The sequence below is a fragment of the Dictyobacter arantiisoli genome (assembly GCF_008326305.1).
Classification (GTDB): Bacteria; Chloroflexota; Ktedonobacteria; order Ktedonobacterales; family Ktedonobacteraceae; genus Dictyobacter; species Dictyobacter arantiisoli.
In genome coordinates this window covers 1-18,298 of the sequence record NZ_BIXY01000107.1, presented here as the reverse complement: position 1 = coordinate 18,298, position 18,298 = coordinate 1, and the positions used below count along the sequence as shown (strand labels likewise).

15 protein-coding genes are annotated in these 18,298 nt (G+C 50.2%); 7 read left to right on the top strand and 8 right to left on the bottom strand.

Annotation, left to right across the window (positions count from 1 at the left end; genetic code table 11):
- Positions 1 to 379 precede the first annotated feature (379 nt).
- The 3 genes from F1593_RS24590 to F1593_RS24580 are packed head-to-tail and all read right to left on the bottom strand — an operon-like array spanning position 380 to position 3,416.
- Complete coding sequence (locus F1593_RS24590) at positions 380 to 1,240, bottom strand: DegV family protein (RefSeq protein ID WP_172632422.1); 861 nt, start codon at positions 1,238 to 1,240, stop codon at positions 380 to 382.
- Positions 1,241 to 1,280: 40 nt separating this feature from the next.
- Positions 1,281 to 2,996: a DAK2 domain-containing protein gene (locus F1593_RS24585; protein ID WP_149404203.1), complete on the bottom strand. Its 1,716-nt coding sequence runs from the start codon at positions 2,994 to 2,996 to the stop codon at positions 1,281 to 1,283.
- Positions 2,997 to 3,020: 24 nt separating this feature from the next.
- Positions 3,021 to 3,416, bottom strand: coding sequence for an Asp23/Gls24 family envelope stress response protein (locus tag F1593_RS24580; RefSeq protein WP_172632421.1), 396 nt, complete (start codon positions 3,414 to 3,416; stop codon positions 3,021 to 3,023).
- Positions 3,417 to 3,633: 217 nt separating this feature from the next.
- On the opposite strand from F1593_RS24580, the gene rpmB reads away from it, so the two are divergent.
- The gene (rpmB, locus tag F1593_RS24575; protein ID WP_149404201.1) at positions 3,634 to 3,831 is read left to right on the top strand and encodes a 50S ribosomal protein L28; all 198 of its coding nucleotides are present in this window, start codon (positions 3,634 to 3,636) and stop codon (positions 3,829 to 3,831) included.
- Positions 3,832 to 3,976: 145 nt separating this feature from the next.
- Here rpmB and rlmN read toward each other — a convergent pair whose 3' ends face one another.
- Both rlmN and F1593_RS24565 read right to left on the bottom strand, forming a co-directional pair.
- Positions 3,977 to 5,131 (bottom strand): dual-specificity RNA methyltransferase RlmN, encoded by a 1,155-nt coding sequence (gene rlmN, locus F1593_RS24570; protein WP_149404200.1) that lies wholly within the window; start codon positions 5,129 to 5,131, stop codon positions 3,977 to 3,979.
- Positions 5,132 to 5,296: 165 nt separating this feature from the next.
- Entirely contained in the window at positions 5,297 to 5,575 is a 279-nt protein-coding gene (locus tag F1593_RS24565) for a hypothetical protein (protein WP_149404199.1), read from the bottom strand.
- Positions 5,576 to 5,891: 316 nt separating this feature from the next.
- On the opposite strand from F1593_RS24565, the gene F1593_RS24560 reads away from it, so the two are divergent.
- Positions 5,892 to 7,370, top strand: a complete 1,479-nt coding sequence (locus F1593_RS24560; protein WP_149404198.1) for an MFS transporter — start codon at positions 5,892 to 5,894, stop codon at positions 7,368 to 7,370.
- A gap of 459 nt (positions 7,371 to 7,829) precedes the next feature.
- Here F1593_RS24560 and F1593_RS24555 read toward each other — a convergent pair whose 3' ends face one another.
- Positions 7,830 to 9,635 (bottom strand): glycoside hydrolase family 2 protein, encoded by a 1,806-nt coding sequence (locus tag F1593_RS24555; RefSeq protein ID WP_149404205.1) that lies wholly within the window; start codon positions 9,633 to 9,635, stop codon positions 7,830 to 7,832.
- A 79-nt stretch (positions 9,636 to 9,714) separates the two neighbouring features.
- Here F1593_RS24555 and F1593_RS24550 point away from each other — a divergent pair, with 79 nt between their 5' ends.
- Complete coding sequence (locus tag F1593_RS24550) at positions 9,715 to 10,551, top strand: AraC family transcriptional regulator (protein ID WP_149404197.1); 837 nt, start codon at positions 9,715 to 9,717, stop codon at positions 10,549 to 10,551.
- 42 nt (positions 10,552 to 10,593) lie between these two features.
- On the opposite strand, the gene F1593_RS24545 is transcribed toward F1593_RS24550, so the two are convergent.
- Positions 10,594 to 11,418, bottom strand: a complete 825-nt coding sequence (locus F1593_RS24545; RefSeq protein ID WP_149404196.1) for a class I SAM-dependent methyltransferase — start codon at positions 11,416 to 11,418, stop codon at positions 10,594 to 10,596.
- A complete protein-coding gene (tgt, locus tag F1593_RS24540) occupies positions 11,405 to 12,532 on the bottom strand; it encodes a tRNA guanosine(34) transglycosylase Tgt (RefSeq protein ID WP_149404195.1) in 1,128 nt (375 codons plus the stop codon). The genes F1593_RS24545 and tgt overlap by 14 nt, the downstream gene beginning before the upstream one ends.
- A gap of 276 nt (positions 12,533 to 12,808) precedes the next feature.
- Between tgt and F1593_RS24535 the strand changes: the two genes are divergently transcribed.
- The 4 genes from F1593_RS24535 to hflX all read left to right on the top strand — a co-directional run bounded on the left by F1593_RS24535 (position 12,809) and on the right by hflX (position 18,062).
- The gene (locus F1593_RS24535; RefSeq protein ID WP_149404194.1) at positions 12,809 to 14,266 is read left to right on the top strand and encodes a TldD/PmbA family protein; all 1,458 of its coding nucleotides are present in this window, start codon (positions 12,809 to 12,811) and stop codon (positions 14,264 to 14,266) included.
- A gap of 18 nt (positions 14,267 to 14,284) precedes the next feature.
- Positions 14,285 to 15,625, top strand: coding sequence for a TldD/PmbA family protein (locus F1593_RS24530; protein WP_149404193.1), 1,341 nt, complete (start codon positions 14,285 to 14,287; stop codon positions 15,623 to 15,625).
- A gap of 287 nt (positions 15,626 to 15,912) precedes the next feature.
- Positions 15,913 to 16,461, top strand: a complete 549-nt coding sequence (locus F1593_RS24525; RefSeq protein WP_149404192.1) for a CvpA family protein — start codon at positions 15,913 to 15,915, stop codon at positions 16,459 to 16,461.
- A 314-nt stretch (positions 16,462 to 16,775) separates the two neighbouring features.
- On the top strand, positions 16,776 to 18,062 hold the full coding sequence (gene hflX, locus F1593_RS24520; RefSeq protein WP_235932694.1) for a GTPase HflX: 1,287 nt from the start codon (positions 16,776 to 16,778) through the stop codon (positions 18,060 to 18,062).
- Positions 18,063 to 18,298 lie beyond the last annotated feature (236 nt).

The window sequence follows — 18,298 nt, the reverse complement described above, 5'->3', positions numbered from 1 at the left end:
GATCATGTTTCCTCCCTGAGAACGGTGTTGTTTTTGTCAATTTCACCTTAACTCTCAGGGATTCTTTTTGTCAATTTGTTCGTCAATTGTCACATTGGTTCACGCTCACTTTGAACCATGCCTTACAGAAGTAAAAAATAGAGATAGCGCCATTGGGAATATAGCAGCGTGCATCTTGCAATTTGGTGCCGTATTGCGGGCTGAAGCGTGCTGTGTTTTCGACTGGCGAGGCATACTCGGGGCAAATGATAGTTGACCATCAACAGAAAAGCCACACACCTGGATAAACGCTACATCGGGACAAAATTGTGAGCGAAAACAACCTATCAAGGCTGATCACAGCTTGATAGGTTGTTAAGATGAGGATGGGAAGAGAATGCTAATTTTTGTCTTTTGACTGGACCATAATAACACCGATGGTACCCGGGCCTGTATGCGTTCCAATCGCGGCACCAAGCTTGTAGCGCTCGATTTCACCGCTATAGACGGTTTTGAGCACATCGACCATTTGTGTGCCGATCTCTTCCGAATTTGATTCGGCAATCGCCAGTTCTTCAAGGGGTTCATGTTCGGTCACAATTTGAGCGACGCGAGCGAAAGCTTTACTGCGTGTACGTGGCTGTTCAAGGGGAATAACCGCACCCTCTTTGTTCAAGGTGAGGATAGGTTTGACGCTGAGCATATTGCCGAGGAGTGTTTTGGCGCTCCCTATGCGTCCGCCTCGTCGCACATACTCCAATGTATCCAAAACCACCAGAATATGGGTGCGTGCGAATCTATCTTCCGCGTAGGCCACTAATTCTTCGAGGGACGCACCCTCGTTCGCCAGTGCAGCCACATTCTTAAGCGTTACAAACAGAGCAGCACTGACATTTTTTGAATCCATGGCGACAAAAGGGATAGTTTTTTGCTCTTCGGGCAAACTATCCCAGGCGGTACGTGCGGCTTGATAGGTGCCACTGAGTTGTCCCGAGACGTGAATAGATAAGATGGCGTCGGCCCCTTGCTCAATCAGGCGTAGATAGGTTTCCTGAAAGAGGGCAGGGGAGGGTTGTGATGTACGTGGCAACTCTTTACTGGCCGCTAACTTTTGATAAAAGGTAGTACTATCGAGATCGATGTTATCGCGGTACGCTTCATCTTCGAAAAAGACAGAAAGAGGAATTACCGAAATGCCTAATGCCTCAGCCGTCTCGGACGTGATATCGGCGGTGCTATCCGTAACGATGCGAATGCTCATTGCAGATCTCCTGAGAAGAAAATAGAGTATCGATGTAATGTTATTCGGCAGAGATAATATACGCATAGTAAGGCTGACCACCATTCACGACTTCAATTTCAAGTCCTGAATGTGTCGTCTTGATACGCCTGGCTGTCTCCTGGGCCTGTTCTTCAGTTACATCTTCACCGTAGAAAATCGTCACGATCTCGTACGTATCAATATTGATACGTTGGAGTGTATCCCGAATGGTATCTTCGATGCTGGCGGTCGCGACGGAGAGGTTGCCATTGATGACACCAATACAGTCACCTTCGCGTACATGAAGCGTTCCCAGTTGCACAGAACGCACTGCGGTTGTAATCTCAATGGTTTGGATTGTGCGCGCCGCCTCAGTCATCGCCTCGCAATTGATCGTGAAATCTGCTTCGTGGTTAATACTGATCATGGCGGCAATACCCTGTGGCAGCGTTTTACAGGGGACAACAAAGACCTCTTTGCTGCTGAGACCAACCACTTGTTGCGCACTGAGAATAACATTACTATTATTGGGGAGGATAATAATCTGTTGGGTTGGGATTTTCTCTACTGCTGCGAGCAATTGCTCAATGCTTGGATTCATTGTCTGGCCGCCGGAGACAATCGAATTGACCCCCAGGCCCCGGAAGACCTTTTCAAAGCCGGTTCCGGCCACAACTGCCACGGTGGCGAGGTTACTGTGGAGTGCTTCTGCTTCTGCTTCTGCTTCATGCGCTACCTCTTCGGCATGTTCGGCTTTACTCGCGGCTTCGTAGCTCAGGCTTTGTTCTTGCAGATTTTCGATATTGATATCCAAAAGACTGCCCAGGCTTACACCATAATCGAGAATCTGACCGGGCGTCAGGGTATGGGTATGCACTTTGAGCATGGTTTCATCGCCAGCGACCACCGTGGAGACGCCACCCATATCGATAATGGTCTGACGAATGTCTTCTACATCGAGATTGGTACCACGGAGTAAAAAGACGACTTCATAGCCAAATTCCTCTTCCACTGAGACCACACCTTTTTTCGTATGGGCTTCAGTGTTAAAAGTAGAAGAGCCATCGGTATTGTTCGACTGATCGGTCGCATCACCGCGCATATAGCGCAGGATGCCCTCAAGAATCGTGCAAAATCCCTGTCCGCCAGCATCGACCACACCTGCCTGTTTCAGGATAGGAAGCAATTCTGGCGTCTGGGCAACGGCCTTATGTGCCGCCGCAACCACATCCTGCATTTCTGTGACCAGATCGTTCTGATGCTCAGCACTCTTCAGCGCTGCCTCAGCAACCTCACGGACAACGGTAAGGATTGTTCCCTCAACAGGTTTAATCACCGCACGATACGCCAGTTGAGAAGCCTCCTGGAAAGCATTTGCAAGGTCTTGAGCATTGAAGGTATCCTTCCCCTCAAGCCCGATTGCAACTCCGCGCAGGGTCTGTGAAAGAATAACGCCTGAGTTCCCACGCGCTCCCAACAACGCGTCATGCGCAACTTTCTTAGCGATAGCTGCCGCCGATTTCTCCTCGCTTTCGGCGATATTACGAATGGCGGATTTCATCGTCGCTGCCATGTTAGATCCTGTATCTCCATCGGGAACAGGAAAGACATTGAGGGCATTGATGGTCTCGCGATTGACTTCAAGCCAGGCTGCACCAGCCAGAATAGCCTTTTTCAAATCCTGACCATCAAAGACGCTAATACGTCTGGTTCGTTGACGCGGACGTAATTTGGGACGGGGTGTAGTTTCCTCCATAGCCGCTGTGCTACCTTTGTCCTTTTATTTATTTTCTAGGGAATGTGGTCCATGGATAAGTCCCTGGACATTTACGTTCACTTGAGGCACTGGAATACCAAGCATTTTCTCGGTTGAGAATTTGACGGTACTCATTATGTTATGTGCAATTTCAGAAATACGCAATCCATATTCTAATACAACATAGACGTCGATAATGAGCTGATTATTCATGATCTGGGTTCGCACACCCTGGTTGCTGTGCTCGGGAGTGAGAAGTACCACCTGTCCATTGCGCAGGTGAGGTGAGGCCATACCCAGCACGCCATAGCAAGTCAAACTTGCTTCAACGGCAATCGTATGAATAGCATTGGGCAATACTTCTATTTTTCCGAGTGGGTGTGAGCCATATTGAGGCTGAATAGCAGTTGCTTTTGGCATACGCATGTGTCTTCTCTCTTGCCAAAATAGCCAATATCGGTTATACTCGCATAACGTGTTTGGATTATCCCAGCGGTGCACGCTCGAGTTTTCTTGATGCAGTATACCAGAGGCCTCAAGGATAATCAAGTAAACGAATACGACACCATTGAGTGCCTTCCAGTGTGGAAGGATTTCTTTTGTGTCTGTTGGATTTTTTTCGGGAGGAAGAAGAGTAATGTCAGCAGGACGTTGTGATATCTGTGAGCGCAAACCGATGTACGGTAACCATGTTCCATTTTCGCAGCATCGCACCCGCCGCCGCTTTGTGCTTAATGTGCAGCGCCGTCGGATCGAAGTCAATGGTGCTCCGCGCCTGGTCAACATCTGCACTCGCTGCTTGCGTACTATGAGCAAACTGCCAAAAGAGCGCTAGTTTTGCACATGCAAGAACAAAGCAATAAGGAAAACCCCCTGCTATAGCCTGGTTGAGCCAAAGCTATCTATTGTAGGGGGTATCCTTGTGTAAGCAGTGATGTCTCCGCATCTCTGCTTTTTTTATCGGTTGTTTTGTAGTACTTTCAGGGTGTCACCACAGGTAGCGTGGTGGCTTTTTGTTTCTTCTCAAAGCGAGTACGCAGTTGTCCACAGGCTGCCGCAATATCATCCCCACGTTCGGCACGGACACTGTTACTGATGCCGCGCTCAAATAGCAGATTGCGGAAGGCTCGTATCGCATCCCCTCCAGGCGTTTGATAATCTGCCGTGGTCACGTTCACTGGAATGCAGTTGACGTGCGCAAACTGTCGAAACGGCTGGAGCAGATCCGCTAATTTCCCCGCATATTCTGGTGTATCGTTCAATCCAGCCAGCAGCACATATTCAAAGGTTAATTGACGTTTTGTTGTGTTGACATAATCGTGGCAGGCTGCCATCAACTCGGCGATAGGATATTTACGATTGATTGGCATTGTCTTGCTGCGTAATTCATCGGTCGGGGCATGCAATGAGATCGCAAGGTTGACCTGGAGATTTTCCTGGCTCAACTTGCGGATAGCTGGAACCATTCCCGCCGTTGAAATTGTCATGTGCCGTGCGCCCAGATTAAAGCCATCGGGACTATTGAGGATACGCAGCGCCTGCAAGACATTCGTATAGTTGTGCAGAGGTTCGCCCATACCCATCAGGACAATATTAGTCACATGATCGATGGGAGTTGATCCCGGTAACCCTGCGGCAGTCCAGGGGGCCGTACGCAATTCGCGTGCGAATAACAACACCTGTGCCACAATCTCGCCAGTGGTAAGATGACGATCAAAGCCCATTTGTCCGGTCGCGCAGAAGGTACAGCCCAGTGCGCAGCCCGCCTGACTGGACACGCAAATGGTTGCGCGTGAACTGTTGTCGCCGAAAGGTGGATACAGCATCAGCACCGATTCGACCAGCTTGCCATCTGACAGCTCTAGCAGGATTTTACGGGTACGGTCATCTTTTGAATGTAACTCGCTACGGATAACACCTGGTCCAATACAAGCCTCTTCGGACAGGCGCTCACGCAACGACTGCGGGAGATTAGACATCTCAGCAAAGTCGCTTACGAGCTGGCGATAGAGCCAGTTATAAATTTGTTTGGCACGGAAAGCTGGCTCTTTACGCTCTTTCAGCCACTCCTGTAGCTGTGGCAATGTTAACGAGAGCAGATCCGTTTTCTTGGAAGTTGGTAATATCGGTGTCATGGTCATGGCCTTATTATAGCATGAATGAGTTGTTATTGTACTTACTCGTCTGACGTTTTTTCGTCTTTCATCCTCTCTCATGTCTCGTTATTTAAGTGCTATTGCCCGTGAAGAGCAATAGCACTTAAAGTGGAGTGAGATTCCTATTGTGTAGCTGCTCGTGGTTTATAGAGGCAGTTGGAGTATTTGCTGGCGTGCCTCTTTTTCAGTACGTGCGGACCCGATTTGTACAATTAATGTACGCAAGCTAGCCTGATCCTGAATTTGGATAATACGTGGGCGCGCCTGAGCTAGAATACGCGGGAAGCGCGCCTGTACAATCGATAAGAGAATCTGACAATGTTCATCCCGCTGTTGCTGCTGTATTTCCGTTTGAATAAGTTGTTGAATTTCTTGATAGATCCAGGTATTACGTAATATCTCATAATTATTTGTCTGCATCATCTACCTTCATCTTTTCTTCACTGAACCACATTCTGGCTTCAGAATCTGTCTACCCTTAAAGATACCACGCAACGTCTTGCTAACGGAAAAAATATCTAAAAATGGCGCAATGATGAACATTTGTCTCATCCATGATAGTACAAAAAGATTACATTACCTGCAAATAATGTGTGCTCCTTTTGTGTTTCAGGTTAAAATGCATGTTATTTTGTTTCACTTTTGCGCACCATTATACGTATATCGTTATAAAGGGTTATGGGGTCAGATCAAAAAGTGGTAGTTGTCGAAACTAACATGGAAGAAGGCCAGAAGTTTTATGTCTATTCCGACTGAGCAAACGGAGAAATCTACGCATACTCAACAAGCAAACGTAGCGAGTTTTCGCCATGTTTTAAAAAATCGCAATTTTTTGCTGTTATGGTTGGCTCAACTTATTTCATTGACTATTTTGAATGCAGCCAATTTTGGCTTGATTGTACTGGTAAATAAGCCACCGAATGGTGCGTTTATGGCTGGTCTGGCAATTATTGCGTTTACCCTACCTGCGATTCCTTTTGGCGCAATTGCTGGTGCGATTGTGGATCGCCTGAATAAGCGACTGGTACTATGGGTAAGTAATCTGTTGCGCATGGTCACGATGCTGCTAATGTTTGTGTCTGTGCTGATTGATCGTACAAATGTGTGGCCTTTATTTGGCTTGATGTTTTTGACGTCCTTGATTGGACAATTTTTTATTCCGGCTGAAGGTGCTTCGATTCCACTGCTGGTGGGTGAGCGCGAGTTAATGCCAGCGTTATCCCTGTTCAATATTTCTATGACGTTATCACAGGCGATTGGTTTCCTGGTGCTGGGCAGTGTGGTTGCGAAGCTTTTCCCGCCTTTTTCGTTTCTGTTGGGTAAACAGGTCTTCCATGTTGAGTCAACGGATATGCTCTTTGTGATTGTAGCGGTATTGTATATCGTATGTATTGGTTTGATTTTAGCCATTCCTAAGGCCGCATTTCAAGAGAAGCATGTGCAGCAGTATCGTCATGAGAAGGATGGTGCCTATTTAGCGTCCAGTCAAGCCTTGCGTACGCTATGGAAGGATATCGTAGGAGGCTGGGAGATTGTCCGGGCTGATCGCGTGTTGTTCTTTGCGGTAGTACAGCTCTCGCTGGTGGGTGTGTTGATGCAGTTGATTGGAGAGTTGGCCGGAACGTTTGTGCAGCAGATTTTGAATCGACCGGCGGAAGATATGTCGCTGGTACTGGTACCGGCGGCGGTGGGCCTGGTTGGTGCCTCTGTTTTGATGACGCAGATTGTTGAGAAGGTGGGCCGTATCCGCCTGACGGTGATTGGCTTTATCTCGCTGGCAGTTGGTTTTGTGTTGTTGCCGGGCTTTAAGCTGCTAGGAAATATGCTCGATCCTAAACATGGGCTTGAATCCCCTTTGATTCTGTTCTGCGTCATTCTGATCCTGTTTATCCTGGGGGTAGCCATGGCCTGTGTGAATATCCCCACCCAAACATTGATGCAGGAGCATGCACCTGAAAGCGGCCGTGCTCGTGTGTTTTCGCTACAATCGATGATTTATAGTGCCGGTACTATCCCTGTGCTCCTCTTTGCAGGCGCGTTCACCACCTGGATTGGTTTTCCTCAATTGATTATCCTGATCTCCGTCAGCTTGCTCGGCTTTTGCTGGTGGGGTATCCACTATATCAAAGGACTTGATACCAGCGGTCCTCGTAAGCGAGAAGCAGAAGAGCAGCCAGCCTATGCCATCGTCCCTGCACAACGTGAGGATGTTGGATGATCTCATGGCGTACCCTTCAATACGAGGAATGAGGGAGAAATGAGCGATCCGTATCAGCCACCGTTCTACGGGCAATACGGTTCAAATACCTGGAATGATGATGAAAAACGTAGGTGCGTGCCAAGGCCGCAGCCGAGGTGCGCTTTCCCGTTCCTCGTACGATTCCCAAGCCCCGAAGCCCTGTATCCATTTCCCTGGGATCGATAGATAGATGATGGAAGATGTAGGCACGGCACGAAGCGCAGCGCAGGTCCGTGCTCCGTTCCTCGTACGAACATTCCGCCCGTAGGCTATTCCCACTATCAGGGAACAGTGCAGAGCGTTGGGGCGAGAGCGTCGTACGAGCAAGGGAGCATTGACCTGCGCTGACGCTCCGTGCAATGCCTACGTTTTTCCTCATGATTCTCGTTATTTGAGCGGTATTGCCCGCAAGGATCGGGCCTTCTATGCCGCAGGCGTTTAGCGGCTTTGGGCTTCAATAGCGGCGGTACGTTGTTGAATGGCCCGCAGGCGTGCATTGTCAAACTTGGTCTGACGAGCAAAGGTGTAGAGGCCATTTTGTTCCACGGATACATCGGTCAACTGGGTATAGCAGTATCCGAACATGGCGGGATTGTCTAAGAGCACATCGCAGAGCGCCTGGAAGCGTTTATAGAACTCTTCTACCGATAGGGGTGCGGTCCCATAGCCCCAACTGGACTTCTGATCGCCTTTCTCTACATTTTCGCTCCACCAGATGCCACCAAACTCGCTGACAAAGTATGGCTGACCCTGATAGGCAATCGACATATCCTGACCATCCCGCTGATTGATAAAGGGCTTGCCTTCATCCATATGGCTGTGGCGTTCTTTATAATGCTCAAAATCCGCCCAGAAGTCTTCGCTGGTAAGATAGTCGTGTGAGTCGTAGACATCGGTCTCAGGGACGCGGTGGGCGTAGCCAGAGGCATCAAGCACCGGGCGGGTGGTGTCCATGGCTTTGGCGGCCAGGAAGATCGCCCGCGTAACCTCATCCAGATTGGTCAGTCCCTCCTGGCGATCATAGCGCGTCTCATTCAATCCACACCAGCCGATCAGGGCGGGATGGTTATAGTCGCGCTCTAACTCTTCCAGCCACTGAGCTACAAAAGTGGGCGTAAAACTTTGATCCTCAAGCCAGGATACACGCGGCTCATAGCCCCAATCGGGGAATTCTCCCCAGACCAGATAGCCCATTTTGTCGGCATGATAGAGAAAGCGTTCCTCAAAGACTTTCTGATGCAGGCGTGCCCCATTAAAACCAACCGCCAGGCTCATTTCGATATCCTGTTTCAGCGCGGCATCGCTGGGGGCGGTCAACACGCCATCAGGATAATATCCCTGATCCAGTACCAGGCGTTGGAAGATGGTTTCGCCGTTGATTTTGATGGCTTTGTCATTGATGGTAACACTGCGCAGTCCCGCATAGCTACGGGCGTGATCAATCACATTGCCCGCTTCATCCAGTAGCTCGATAGCGAGATCGTAGAGATGGGGATCTTGTGGCGACCAGAGGCGGCGGCGTGTGGCGGGAATAGTGAGATCGAGGCGTGGTGAGAAATCTTGATCTGCGGCGCATTCTGCTTGCGCAACAGTGCCAGCTTGATCGCTCAGTTCAGCGCGCAGGCGTAGTCCAGTCGTACTGCGAGAGAGGGGAAGTTCTAAGCGGAACATGCTATTGGCAACATCGGGAGTGATACGAGGACGGCGCAGGGCATACTGTGGCACTGGCTCCATCCAGACCGTTTGCCAGATACCTGTCGTGCGGGTATAGAAGCAGCCCCAGTCATAGTAGCGTTGTGATTGTTTGCCGCGTGGTTGAGCGGGTCGATGATCATCGCGTGCGCGCACCACAATCGTCTTTGTTCCCTGGATCGGGCCTAGGTCACAGGTGAAGGGAGTAAAGCCACCGCGATGGCGTGCCACTTCGACACCATCCATCCAGACCGTTGTATCATAATCGCAAGCCTGGAAGTGGAGGAGAATGCGTTGCCCCGCCCACGCCTCTGGGATATCCACTGTGCGGTGATACCAGACGGCATGCATAAAATCCTTATTGCCGATACCTGACAACTCAGATTCGGGGCAGAAGGGCACCTGGATACGATCCTTTAGTTCTGATTCTAGCAGACCGCGTGCCTGACCACTATCGCTATTATCGATTTCAAATTGCCATTCGCCATTCAAGCAGAGCCACTCGGCGCGTTCAAATTGTGGACGAGGATATTCTGGACGAGGAATATTCATTTGCTTCACTTTGCTCCTTCAAGGTCTTTGTCTGGACATTCAAACAAAGATATAATAACCAGAAAAGGTTTGCTGATCCATGAGTTATTCCCACGTTCCCCTTCGTGAAACCCACATCATCGGTGCCGCAACACGTGAATTACTGATTAGCCCACAGCTCTGTTCGGCCCTTTCTCTCTATCATATTGTGCTGGCTGGTATTTCCTATGCCTTGCCGCCTTTTCGTTTTGAGCGCCTGCGACCGACTATGAGTCAGATATTGGTCTGTGCCGCCGGTCAGGGGCGTGTCTGGATAGATGGAGGTTGGGTTGACTGTACGCCAGGGATGGCTTATGTGACACCTCCCGGCATCTTTCACGCCTATCATGTGATGGAGGATGTGCCCTGGCAGCTTGCCTGGGTTAATTATGAGGTTGAGCACGCAGTTATCACAGTTGAGCGTCCTACGCTACTCCAGGTTGATCCACAAGAGCTTGTGTTGGCTTTAAATGGGCTCTACTCTGAAGGAATGGGCATGGCCGAGGAGGCTGTCATGCAACAGTGGGCACAATTGATTCATGTCTACGCCAGACGTATGGTCGGGCCAAAGCTCTCGGATGTGCGTTTGCAGCGGCTGTGGAAACAGATTGATAGTAATCTGGCTCATCCCTGGAACGCAGAAGAGCTGGCCGCGCTGGTCGGCCTCAGTAGTGAACAATTGCGCCGTCTCTGCCAGCAACAATTTGGATGCAGTCCCATGAAGCAAGTCACCGCCATGCGCATGCAGCGAGCCATGGCACTCTTCACCAGCGATTCCTATAGCGTCGATGCTGTCGCGCAGCGTGTCGGCTATGACAATCCCTTCGCCTTCAGCACCGCCTTTAAACGCCACGTTGGTATGCCACCCTCCGTCTATCGTGACCAAACACGCCAATAGCCCTCACACCTACATTTTCCATCATATATGTCCGTTTCTCCATTATTGGTTAGTTTGGATGATGAAGACGAGTTCGGTGGGGAATTCTAGCTTATAGGTATCCCAGTGGTCGTTTTGCACGAGTTGGGCGAAGTGTTTTTCATAGTTGGCTGCCATGCCTTTGTTTCTGCCGCTGAGGCTGTGGATGGGATAAGAGACGACGATGTGGTGGGCATGGATGGTGTGTATGAGGCGATGGGCGGCGTTTTTCTCGATCTGTTCTAAGGTGGGTAATACTTTGAGTACGAGGGCCAGATCGACCGTTTCGGTGGGGCTGGTTTGGATAACATCACACATCCTGGCCTCGCCGGGGCGTTTTGAGAGCTGAAAGTAAGCGTTGATGAAATTTATCATGTGCTGATAGATATCATAGGCATGGTAGGTACAGTTGGTTGGGAGTGGCATCCAGGGAAGGGCGAGGGGATTGAGCCCGCTGGCTATGTCAAGTACGCTGTGGATGGGTGGGAGTTGGGAAAAGATGCTGCTGTAGAATTCTGTGAGGATCGGTAGTCGTTCGCGGGTAGATGCGTGGTTGGTCATGATTTCAGCGCAGGCTTGCTTGATCTTATCTGGCTCCTCCGCCTGCAGGGCGCCCTGCAGTAGCTCAAGCCAATTAGTGAAGGTTTCACTCCTGTCCAGATAAGCTCCTCCGATCTGATGGAGTTTGCTTCTGGTGGCTTTGATTGCTTCCTTGAGGGTGCGCCGTTTGTCGAGTTCTTGCGCGCCGATGTAGCTAATCAGGTCGGGACAGATGTGTTTGTATTTGCTGCTCTGAAGGATATCTTGCTTGATCTGTTCCAGTGCAGCGGTTTTGTCAGCTTTGAACATGATACATTTCTCGCAGACGTTGTGTGAGCATTGTCATAAAGCGTAGGTTATGCATCGTTGCCAGACGGAAAAAGAGCGTGTCGTTGATTTTGAATAGATGGTGCAGGTAGCCTGCTGAGTAACGGGTACAGCACAGGCCATCACAGTAGGCTGAAACTGGACGATCATGTTTAATGTATTTATCGTCGTTGACGTAAATATAGGTGAACCATTTTTCGCCGGATGCGAATGAGGTACCGGGATCAGTAAATGTGTAGAGGCGAGCGTGGCGGCCATCCCGTGTGGGCATCGCGCAATCAAAGATTTGATAGCCCATGCGTACACAATCTACAATACTGTTGGGATGACCGACGCCGAGGGCGTGCATCTGGTAGTGGGCTGGTATCAATGAGCGCGTATAGGTAATAATGTCGATCAGTAGATTGCCATGTTTATCCAGCGGCCAGCCACCGTAACCAAAGCCATCAAATCCGATTTCGAGCAGGGCTTCGGCGCAACGCTTGCGTAATTCTTCCGAACCACCACCCTGGATCACTCCAAAGAGCAAAGGACGCTTTTCGGATGGCAGCTTTTTCTGTTTGAGCAGGTTGTCATATTCTTTTTTGCTGCGTTTGGCCCACGCAATTGTATGCAGCACAGCCTCTTCCTGAAGCTCCTGGGGCGCATCCACATGGGTACAGTAGTCCAGGCACATGATGATGTCCGCGCCATAGCTCATTTGTAACTGAACAGCTTTTTCTGGTGTCAGTTGAAATTTTCGGTCGGCCCCTTCCGGCTTAAAGGTAATGCCATCGCTATTAAGCGAGCCAAATTTCGCGTTTTGTTGGATGAGTGAGTATGCCTGGAAACCGCCCGAGTCAGTCACAATGGGACCCGTCCAGCCACTGAGCCTGTGCAGTCCTCCCAGGGCTTGAATGGTAGATGTGCCCGGACGCTGCATTAAGTGAAATGTATTCATGACCAGTGCCTGTATCTGACAGTTCTGCAAATCACTGGCGTCGGTTGCGCGCACCACGCCCAGTGTGGCATCAGGCATGAAGACAGGGAGATCGATGGTTCCATTGGGTAAGTGAAGTTGATCCTGGCTGAGTGGACCGCCAAGTGCGTGTTCCATTGTGTTCCTTTTCTCCATGCTTATTTTTCACCTTAATAGTGTTTCACTGGATAGTGAGCCTATTATAACATGGAATACTGGCCTGTGCTGCTGTAGACAGGACCATAGGAAACACGTACAATAGTTCATACGTTTATGAAGGAATACATCTCAGCGCACTGATAGCTATTGGGTGCCAACAATACGATGAATATCAGGCGCGGAAGTTTTTCACAATTATTAATTTCCCTTCAATGATGCTTTCTAACATTTCTTGCGAGGAAGAAAGAGTAATACATGCGTGATATAGCAATCAGAGCTATCAATGCCGCTCAGCAATTTGGGGCGAGCTATGTTGATGTACGTGTGATGGAGCGTACGACAGAGGGGATTGAGGTGCGGAATGGTCGCGTCGAGGGCGTATCGAGTTCCGCGAGTATTGGTTTTAATGTGCGGGTGCTGGTTAATGGTGCCTGGGGCTTTGCCAGTAGTGATCGTATGGAACTGGCCGAGGCCGAACGCATCGCGCAACTGGCGGTCCAGATTGCCCGCGCCAGCGCTCTTGTCGCTGGAGATCCCGTACGACTCTCCCCGTTATCTCCTCAAAAAGGGACGTATCGCACCCCGATGCAGCTTGATCCTTTTCTGGTGCCGTTGCAGCAAAAAGTGCAGCTCCTGCTCGATGCCGACGCGGCGATGCGTAGCGTCAAAGGCGTCACGCTGAGTAGTGCCATGATGGAATATTCGCGTGAACATAAATATTTTGCCAGTTCGGAAGGTAGTGAGATAGAGCAGGAACTGTATGATACCGGCGCGGCAATTTCAGCCAGTGCGGTTGATGCGCAAAGCAATGAGATCCAGACACGTTCCTATCCCAATTCATTTGGTCGACAGGCAGGGACCGTCGGCTATGAGTTTATTGAGGCCATGGAACTGGTCGAGCATGGTGCCCGTGTCGGTGAAGAGGCCGTACAACTGCTGACCGCTCCTCAATGTCCCAGTGGCATCAAGACGATCATTCTGGATGGTCCGCAGGTCGGGCTTCAGGTGCATGAGTCCTGTGGACATCCCATTGAGTTGGATCGTGTGCTGGGATATGAAGCTGGCTTTGTGGGTAAGAGTTTTCTGACCACCGATAAGTTCAACAATAATTACCGCTATGGATCAGAATATATCAATATTACAGCGGATGCCACGATTCCCGGTGCTCTGGGAACCTTTGGCTGGGATGATGAGGGGGTGCCCGCGCAGCGTACGCCGATTGTCACGCGAGGCATCTTCAATGGCTATCTCACCTCGCGTGATACCGCTCCTTTGATTGGTCTGGCGAGCAATGGTTCTGTGCGTGCCGATGGCTGGAACCGCCTGCCGATGATTCGTATGACCAACGTGAGCCTGGAGCCTGGTAGCTGGAAACTGACCGATTTGATCGCCGATACTGACGACGGTATCTATATGAGTATCAATAAAAGCTGGAGCATTGATGATCGCCGTTTGAACTTCCAGTTCGGGGTGGAAATGGCCTATGAGATCAAAAATGGCAAGCCGGGACGCTTATACAAAAATGCTACCTATACCGGCATCACGCCACAATTCTGGGGCTCCTGTGATGCCGTCTGTGGTCCTGATGAGTGGGCGGTCTGGGGAACGCCGAATTGTGGTAAGGGTGAGCCGATGCAGGTAATGCGGACCGGCCATGGGGCTGCTCCAGCCCGTTTCCGCAATGTTCAGGTTGGCGTTGGACGCTGGTCTTAGAGATAAGGGAGTAAGACAATGTATTCTGATGAGGCAAGCGTTCGTGCGTTGCTGGAAAAGGTCTTGCATTATTCACAGGCGGAGCAGACGGAAGTAGTCTTCAATGGCACCGAAGGATCATTGACCCGCTTTGCCACCAATCATATCCACCAGAACGTTGCTGAAAGCAATCATGAGTTACGGGTGCGCGCCGTGGTGGGCAAGCGTGTTGGTGTCGCCAGCACCAATCGTCTGGATGATGAGTCTTTGCGTAAGGTGGCGGAGCAGGCACTGGAAATCGCGCGTATCCAGCCAGAGAATCCTGAATTCCATTCTTTGCCAGTCGCCCGGCCAATTACAGCCGCCCATGGATTTAGCGAGCGCACGGCACAATTTACACCCGAAGAGCGGGCCCGCCGTGTTAACACGATTGTGCAGTTAGCCAGAGCGCGCGGCCTGGAGTCAGCGGGAGCTTTTTCGACGACTCTCCACCATGAGGCGGTCGCCAATTCTCTCGGTATCTTTGCCTATGAGCCGCGCACCGACGCTGAATGCCATGCCGTAGTGATGGCGGATGATGCTGGCTCCGGTTATACCCAGCGCATGTTTACCAATGCGGATTTATTGGATTTTGAGGCCATGGCGCAAGAAGCTGTAACTAAAGCCGAGCGCAGCCGTAATCCTATTGATATCGAACTTGGTGAGTATCCCGTTGTGTTGGATGCCTATGCGGTTGCCGATATGTTACAGCATTTGATTTATATGGGCCTTTCCGCCACAGCAGTGCAGGAAGAGCGTAGTTTTATGAACGGTCAGTTTGGCAAGCAACTGGTCGATCCAAAGATCACTTTTTATGACGATGGACATGAACTGGCTGGTTTGCCCAAAGCGTTCGACTATGAGGGCGTGCCCAAGCAACGTGTGAATATGTTTGAGCGTGGCGTGGCGAACGCGGTTGTCTATGACTCATTTACTGCTGCTCGTGAGGGCAAGCCAAATACCGGACATGCCTTACCGGCACCCAATAGTGAAGGACCACTGCCGACTCATAGCTTTTTAGAGGCCGGTAACGCAACCCTTGAAGAACTGATCCGAGGTGTCGATCATGGTATTTATGTGACGCGGTTCCATTATACCAACTCCGTCCATCCCGTAAAGACGCTCCTGACGGGCATGACACGCGACGGCACGTTCTTAATCGAGCATGGTGAGCTCACGCGTCCAGTTAAGAATCTTCGCTTCACCCAGAGTATCCTGGATGTGTTACGGGATGTGCCAGCGATAGGACGTGATCGTGTTCAGTATATCGACTATCTCACTGTCGTTGCGCCAGCTATCCAGGCGGCGAGATTCAATTTTACTGGTATTACCGGAGCATAGAGTGTATACATATACATTCTCTTGAAGCATACAGTGGGAAGCCGGCAGGGCGTGCAGGCGCTTGCCGGTTTCTTGCTGATTTATAAGTGCTATTGGGTGGATAAGAACTGCTAGGATTGTGAAATAGTTCATTGATATTGTGTTTCTGATTACCTTTTTCTGATATGTCATTTTGTAGCATAATAGTCTCAACTATACTCTGTATTGTGTGAGGATGCGGTCAACACCAGATTTTGTGTGGCTGGCGAAATGTAAGCGAAGATAGTCTGATCGGGAGGATCAAAGCGATGGCGTTGAGCTGGATTGATATTCTCTTTCTTGCCACAGTTCTTTTGTTAGTGTTTAATGGTTTTCGCAATGGCGCGGTATTCAGTCTGATCAGTTTTTTGGGTTTGCCAATTGGTTTATGGGTATCATACACATATGGTCCCCAATTCACCCGTTTTCTTGCCGCCAATGGCATCTCTGCAACCCCTTTGATCTGTTATATTGTGCTCTTCTTTGGTATTGTGTTTCTGGTTCATATCCTTGGTAATCTGGTGCGTGGGGCTGTCAAGAGCACTCCGCTCATCCGCCAGGGGGATACACTTCTGGGCGGTGCGATTGGTTTTGTCGAGGCGTGGTTGCTCTGGCTCCTGTTGCTGGTGATTTTAGGTGCTTTTTTAAGCAGTGCCCAGACCTCTGTGGTACCGGGATCGGATCTGGTGTCTGGCTTAAACATTCATTTTGATCAATTGCGGAGCTGGCATGATTTCTATAATCAGATCATGACCAACAGCTTGTTTGCCCGTGTTAATGGGATCTTTTTAAAGGCGCTTCCCAGCCTATCTCATTAAAGCTTTCATGTGCAGGGCGTTCCAATGCTCTTATGTGCAGTCTTCAGCCACAGATCGAAGTTGCCAGAGGTGCTACGTTGGGTCACCGCGCATGAGCATTGGAATGCCCTGCTTCCAGGTGTCTGAAACTTGCGTTCTCGCGGTCTGGTTCATACAATATACTATATGGCATACTCTTGCTAATCAGTCAGGAATGTGGCGTTACTGTATATTCAGTACACCGAACACAGTTCATCTACTTGAGATGAATTGTTTGTCCTGGTATAGACCGGAGGTAGCTTACGACAAAATCTGAACGTTTCATCGACACTGGTGTGAATCGTGGTCCTGAGCGCGCTTATCTTGTGGCCGTTGAAGCCACAAAAACAGATACCGTCTGGAGCGTCGAGGACTCACTCAACGAATTAGAGGCGCTGGCACGTACCGCCGGGGCTGAGGTTGTGGGGACGATGCGACAGCGCCTGTCCCATCCTGATCCTGCCACCTATCTGGGAAAAGGGCGCGTCCAGGAACTCAGCGATGCGGAAATGCAACTGAATTGTGATCTGATCATTTTTGATGACGAACTTTCTCCAACCCAGCAACACAATCTCGAAAAACTTCTCAATGCCAGGGTTGTTGATCGGACCGCCTTGATCCTGGATATCTTCGCTCAGCATGCCCGTACCCGCGAAGGAATTTTGCAGGTAGAATTAGCTCAGCTTGAATATCGCTTGCCGCGACTCAGCGGACAAGATCTAGCGTTTACGCGTCAGGCTGGTGGCTCACGTGGTGCCACAGGCGGTGTTGGTGGTGCAATTGGTGTGCGTGGTCCAGGTGAAACCAAGCTTGAAATTGATCGACGTCGTATTCGCAGCCGCATCTCGGAATTAAAAGAAAACATTGAAGATGTGCGCAAGCAGCGTGCCATCTATCGGCGCCAACGCTCGGAGCAGGCTATTCCTGTCGTTGCCGTCGTTGGCTATACCAATGCTGGCAAATCAACCCTCTTTAATACACTCACCGAGGCCGGAGTACTGGTGGAAAATAAACTATTCGCCACCCTGGACCCGGTGACGCGCCATATTGTATTACCCAATCACCAGGAAATCTTGATGACCGATACCGTGGGATTTATCCAAAAGCTGCCCACCAAACTGATTGCAGCCTTCCGGGCTACGCTGGAAGAAGTGGTTGAGGCGGATATGCTCCTGGAAGTAGTCGACGTCAATCATGAAAACGCCATCGAGCAGAGCGAAACGGTGAACGAGATTTTAGAGGATCTGGATGCGCTTGCCAAACCTCGCGTGACCGCCCTCAATAAAATGGATCTGGTGGATGATCCAGAGGATATTGATACCAGCCTGTATCCCAATGCTGTCCCTGTATCAGCGCTACAGAACCGGGGCCTGGATCGCTTGCTACACAAAGTTGCGGATGTGCTGGCGGATACGATGGAGCGCGTCGATGTCATTATCCCTTATCGCAAAGGGGATCTGGTTGAGCTTTTCCATCGGCGCGGCCAGATTGTGCATGAAGAACATCAAGTCGATGGGGTGCATATCGTGGGTCGTTTACCACACTCCCTGCGAGGCTACTATCTTTCCTACGCAGAATCATAGACTCTGTCACGCGAGGCATAGCCCTCATCCCTGTGATGAGCGGTTTCGCCTCACGTGGACCAGATCTAATCTCTGTGAGGGGAACGGAGAACCCACGTAGCAACCACCCTTTAGAACTTATCCGAAAACGTGGAAGGAGATGATAGAATCAAGAACAAGGAAAGGAACACGAATCCCCCAAGCAAAGGAGAAACCAAGATGGCCCGAACCAAACCGTGGGAAGTCAGTGACCAATT

Excerpts from the sequence above, each read along its gene's own strand:
- F1593_RS24590 (WP_172632422.1), bottom strand. The coding sequence starts at position 1,240 with ATGAGCATTCGCATCGTTACGGATAGCACCGCCGATATCACGTCCGAG.
- F1593_RS24585 (WP_149404203.1), bottom strand. The coding sequence starts at position 2,996 with ATGGAGGAAACTACACCCCGTCCCAAATTACGTCCGCGTCAACGAACC.
- F1593_RS24580 (WP_172632421.1), bottom strand. The coding sequence starts at position 3,416 with ATGCCAAAAGCAACTGCTATTCAGCCTCAATATGGCTCACACCCACTC.
- rpmB (WP_149404201.1), top strand. The coding sequence starts at position 3,634 with ATGTCAGCAGGACGTTGTGATATCTGTGAGCGCAAACCGATGTACGGT.
- rlmN (WP_149404200.1), bottom strand. The coding sequence starts at position 5,131 with ATGACACCGATATTACCAACTTCCAAGAAAACGGATCTGCTCTCGTTA.
- F1593_RS24565 (WP_149404199.1), bottom strand. The coding sequence starts at position 5,575 with ATGATGCAGACAAATAATTATGAGATATTACGTAATACCTGGATCTAT.
- F1593_RS24560 (WP_149404198.1), top strand. The coding sequence starts at position 5,892 with ATGTCTATTCCGACTGAGCAAACGGAGAAATCTACGCATACTCAACAA.
- F1593_RS24555 (WP_149404205.1), bottom strand. The coding sequence starts at position 9,635 with ATGAATATTCCTCGTCCAGAATATCCTCGTCCACAATTTGAACGCGCC.
- F1593_RS24550 (WP_149404197.1), top strand. The coding sequence starts at position 9,715 with ATGAGTTATTCCCACGTTCCCCTTCGTGAAACCCACATCATCGGTGCC.
- F1593_RS24545 (WP_149404196.1), bottom strand. The coding sequence starts at position 11,418 with ATGTTCAAAGCTGACAAAACCGCTGCACTGGAACAGATCAAGCAAGAT.
- tgt (WP_149404195.1), bottom strand. The coding sequence starts at position 12,532 with ATGGAACACGCACTTGGCGGTCCACTCAGCCAGGATCAACTTCACTTA.
- F1593_RS24535 (WP_149404194.1), top strand. The coding sequence starts at position 12,809 with ATGCGTGATATAGCAATCAGAGCTATCAATGCCGCTCAGCAATTTGGG.
- F1593_RS24530 (WP_149404193.1), top strand. The coding sequence starts at position 14,285 with ATGTATTCTGATGAGGCAAGCGTTCGTGCGTTGCTGGAAAAGGTCTTG.
- F1593_RS24525 (WP_149404192.1), top strand. The coding sequence starts at position 15,913 with ATGGCGTTGAGCTGGATTGATATTCTCTTTCTTGCCACAGTTCTTTTG.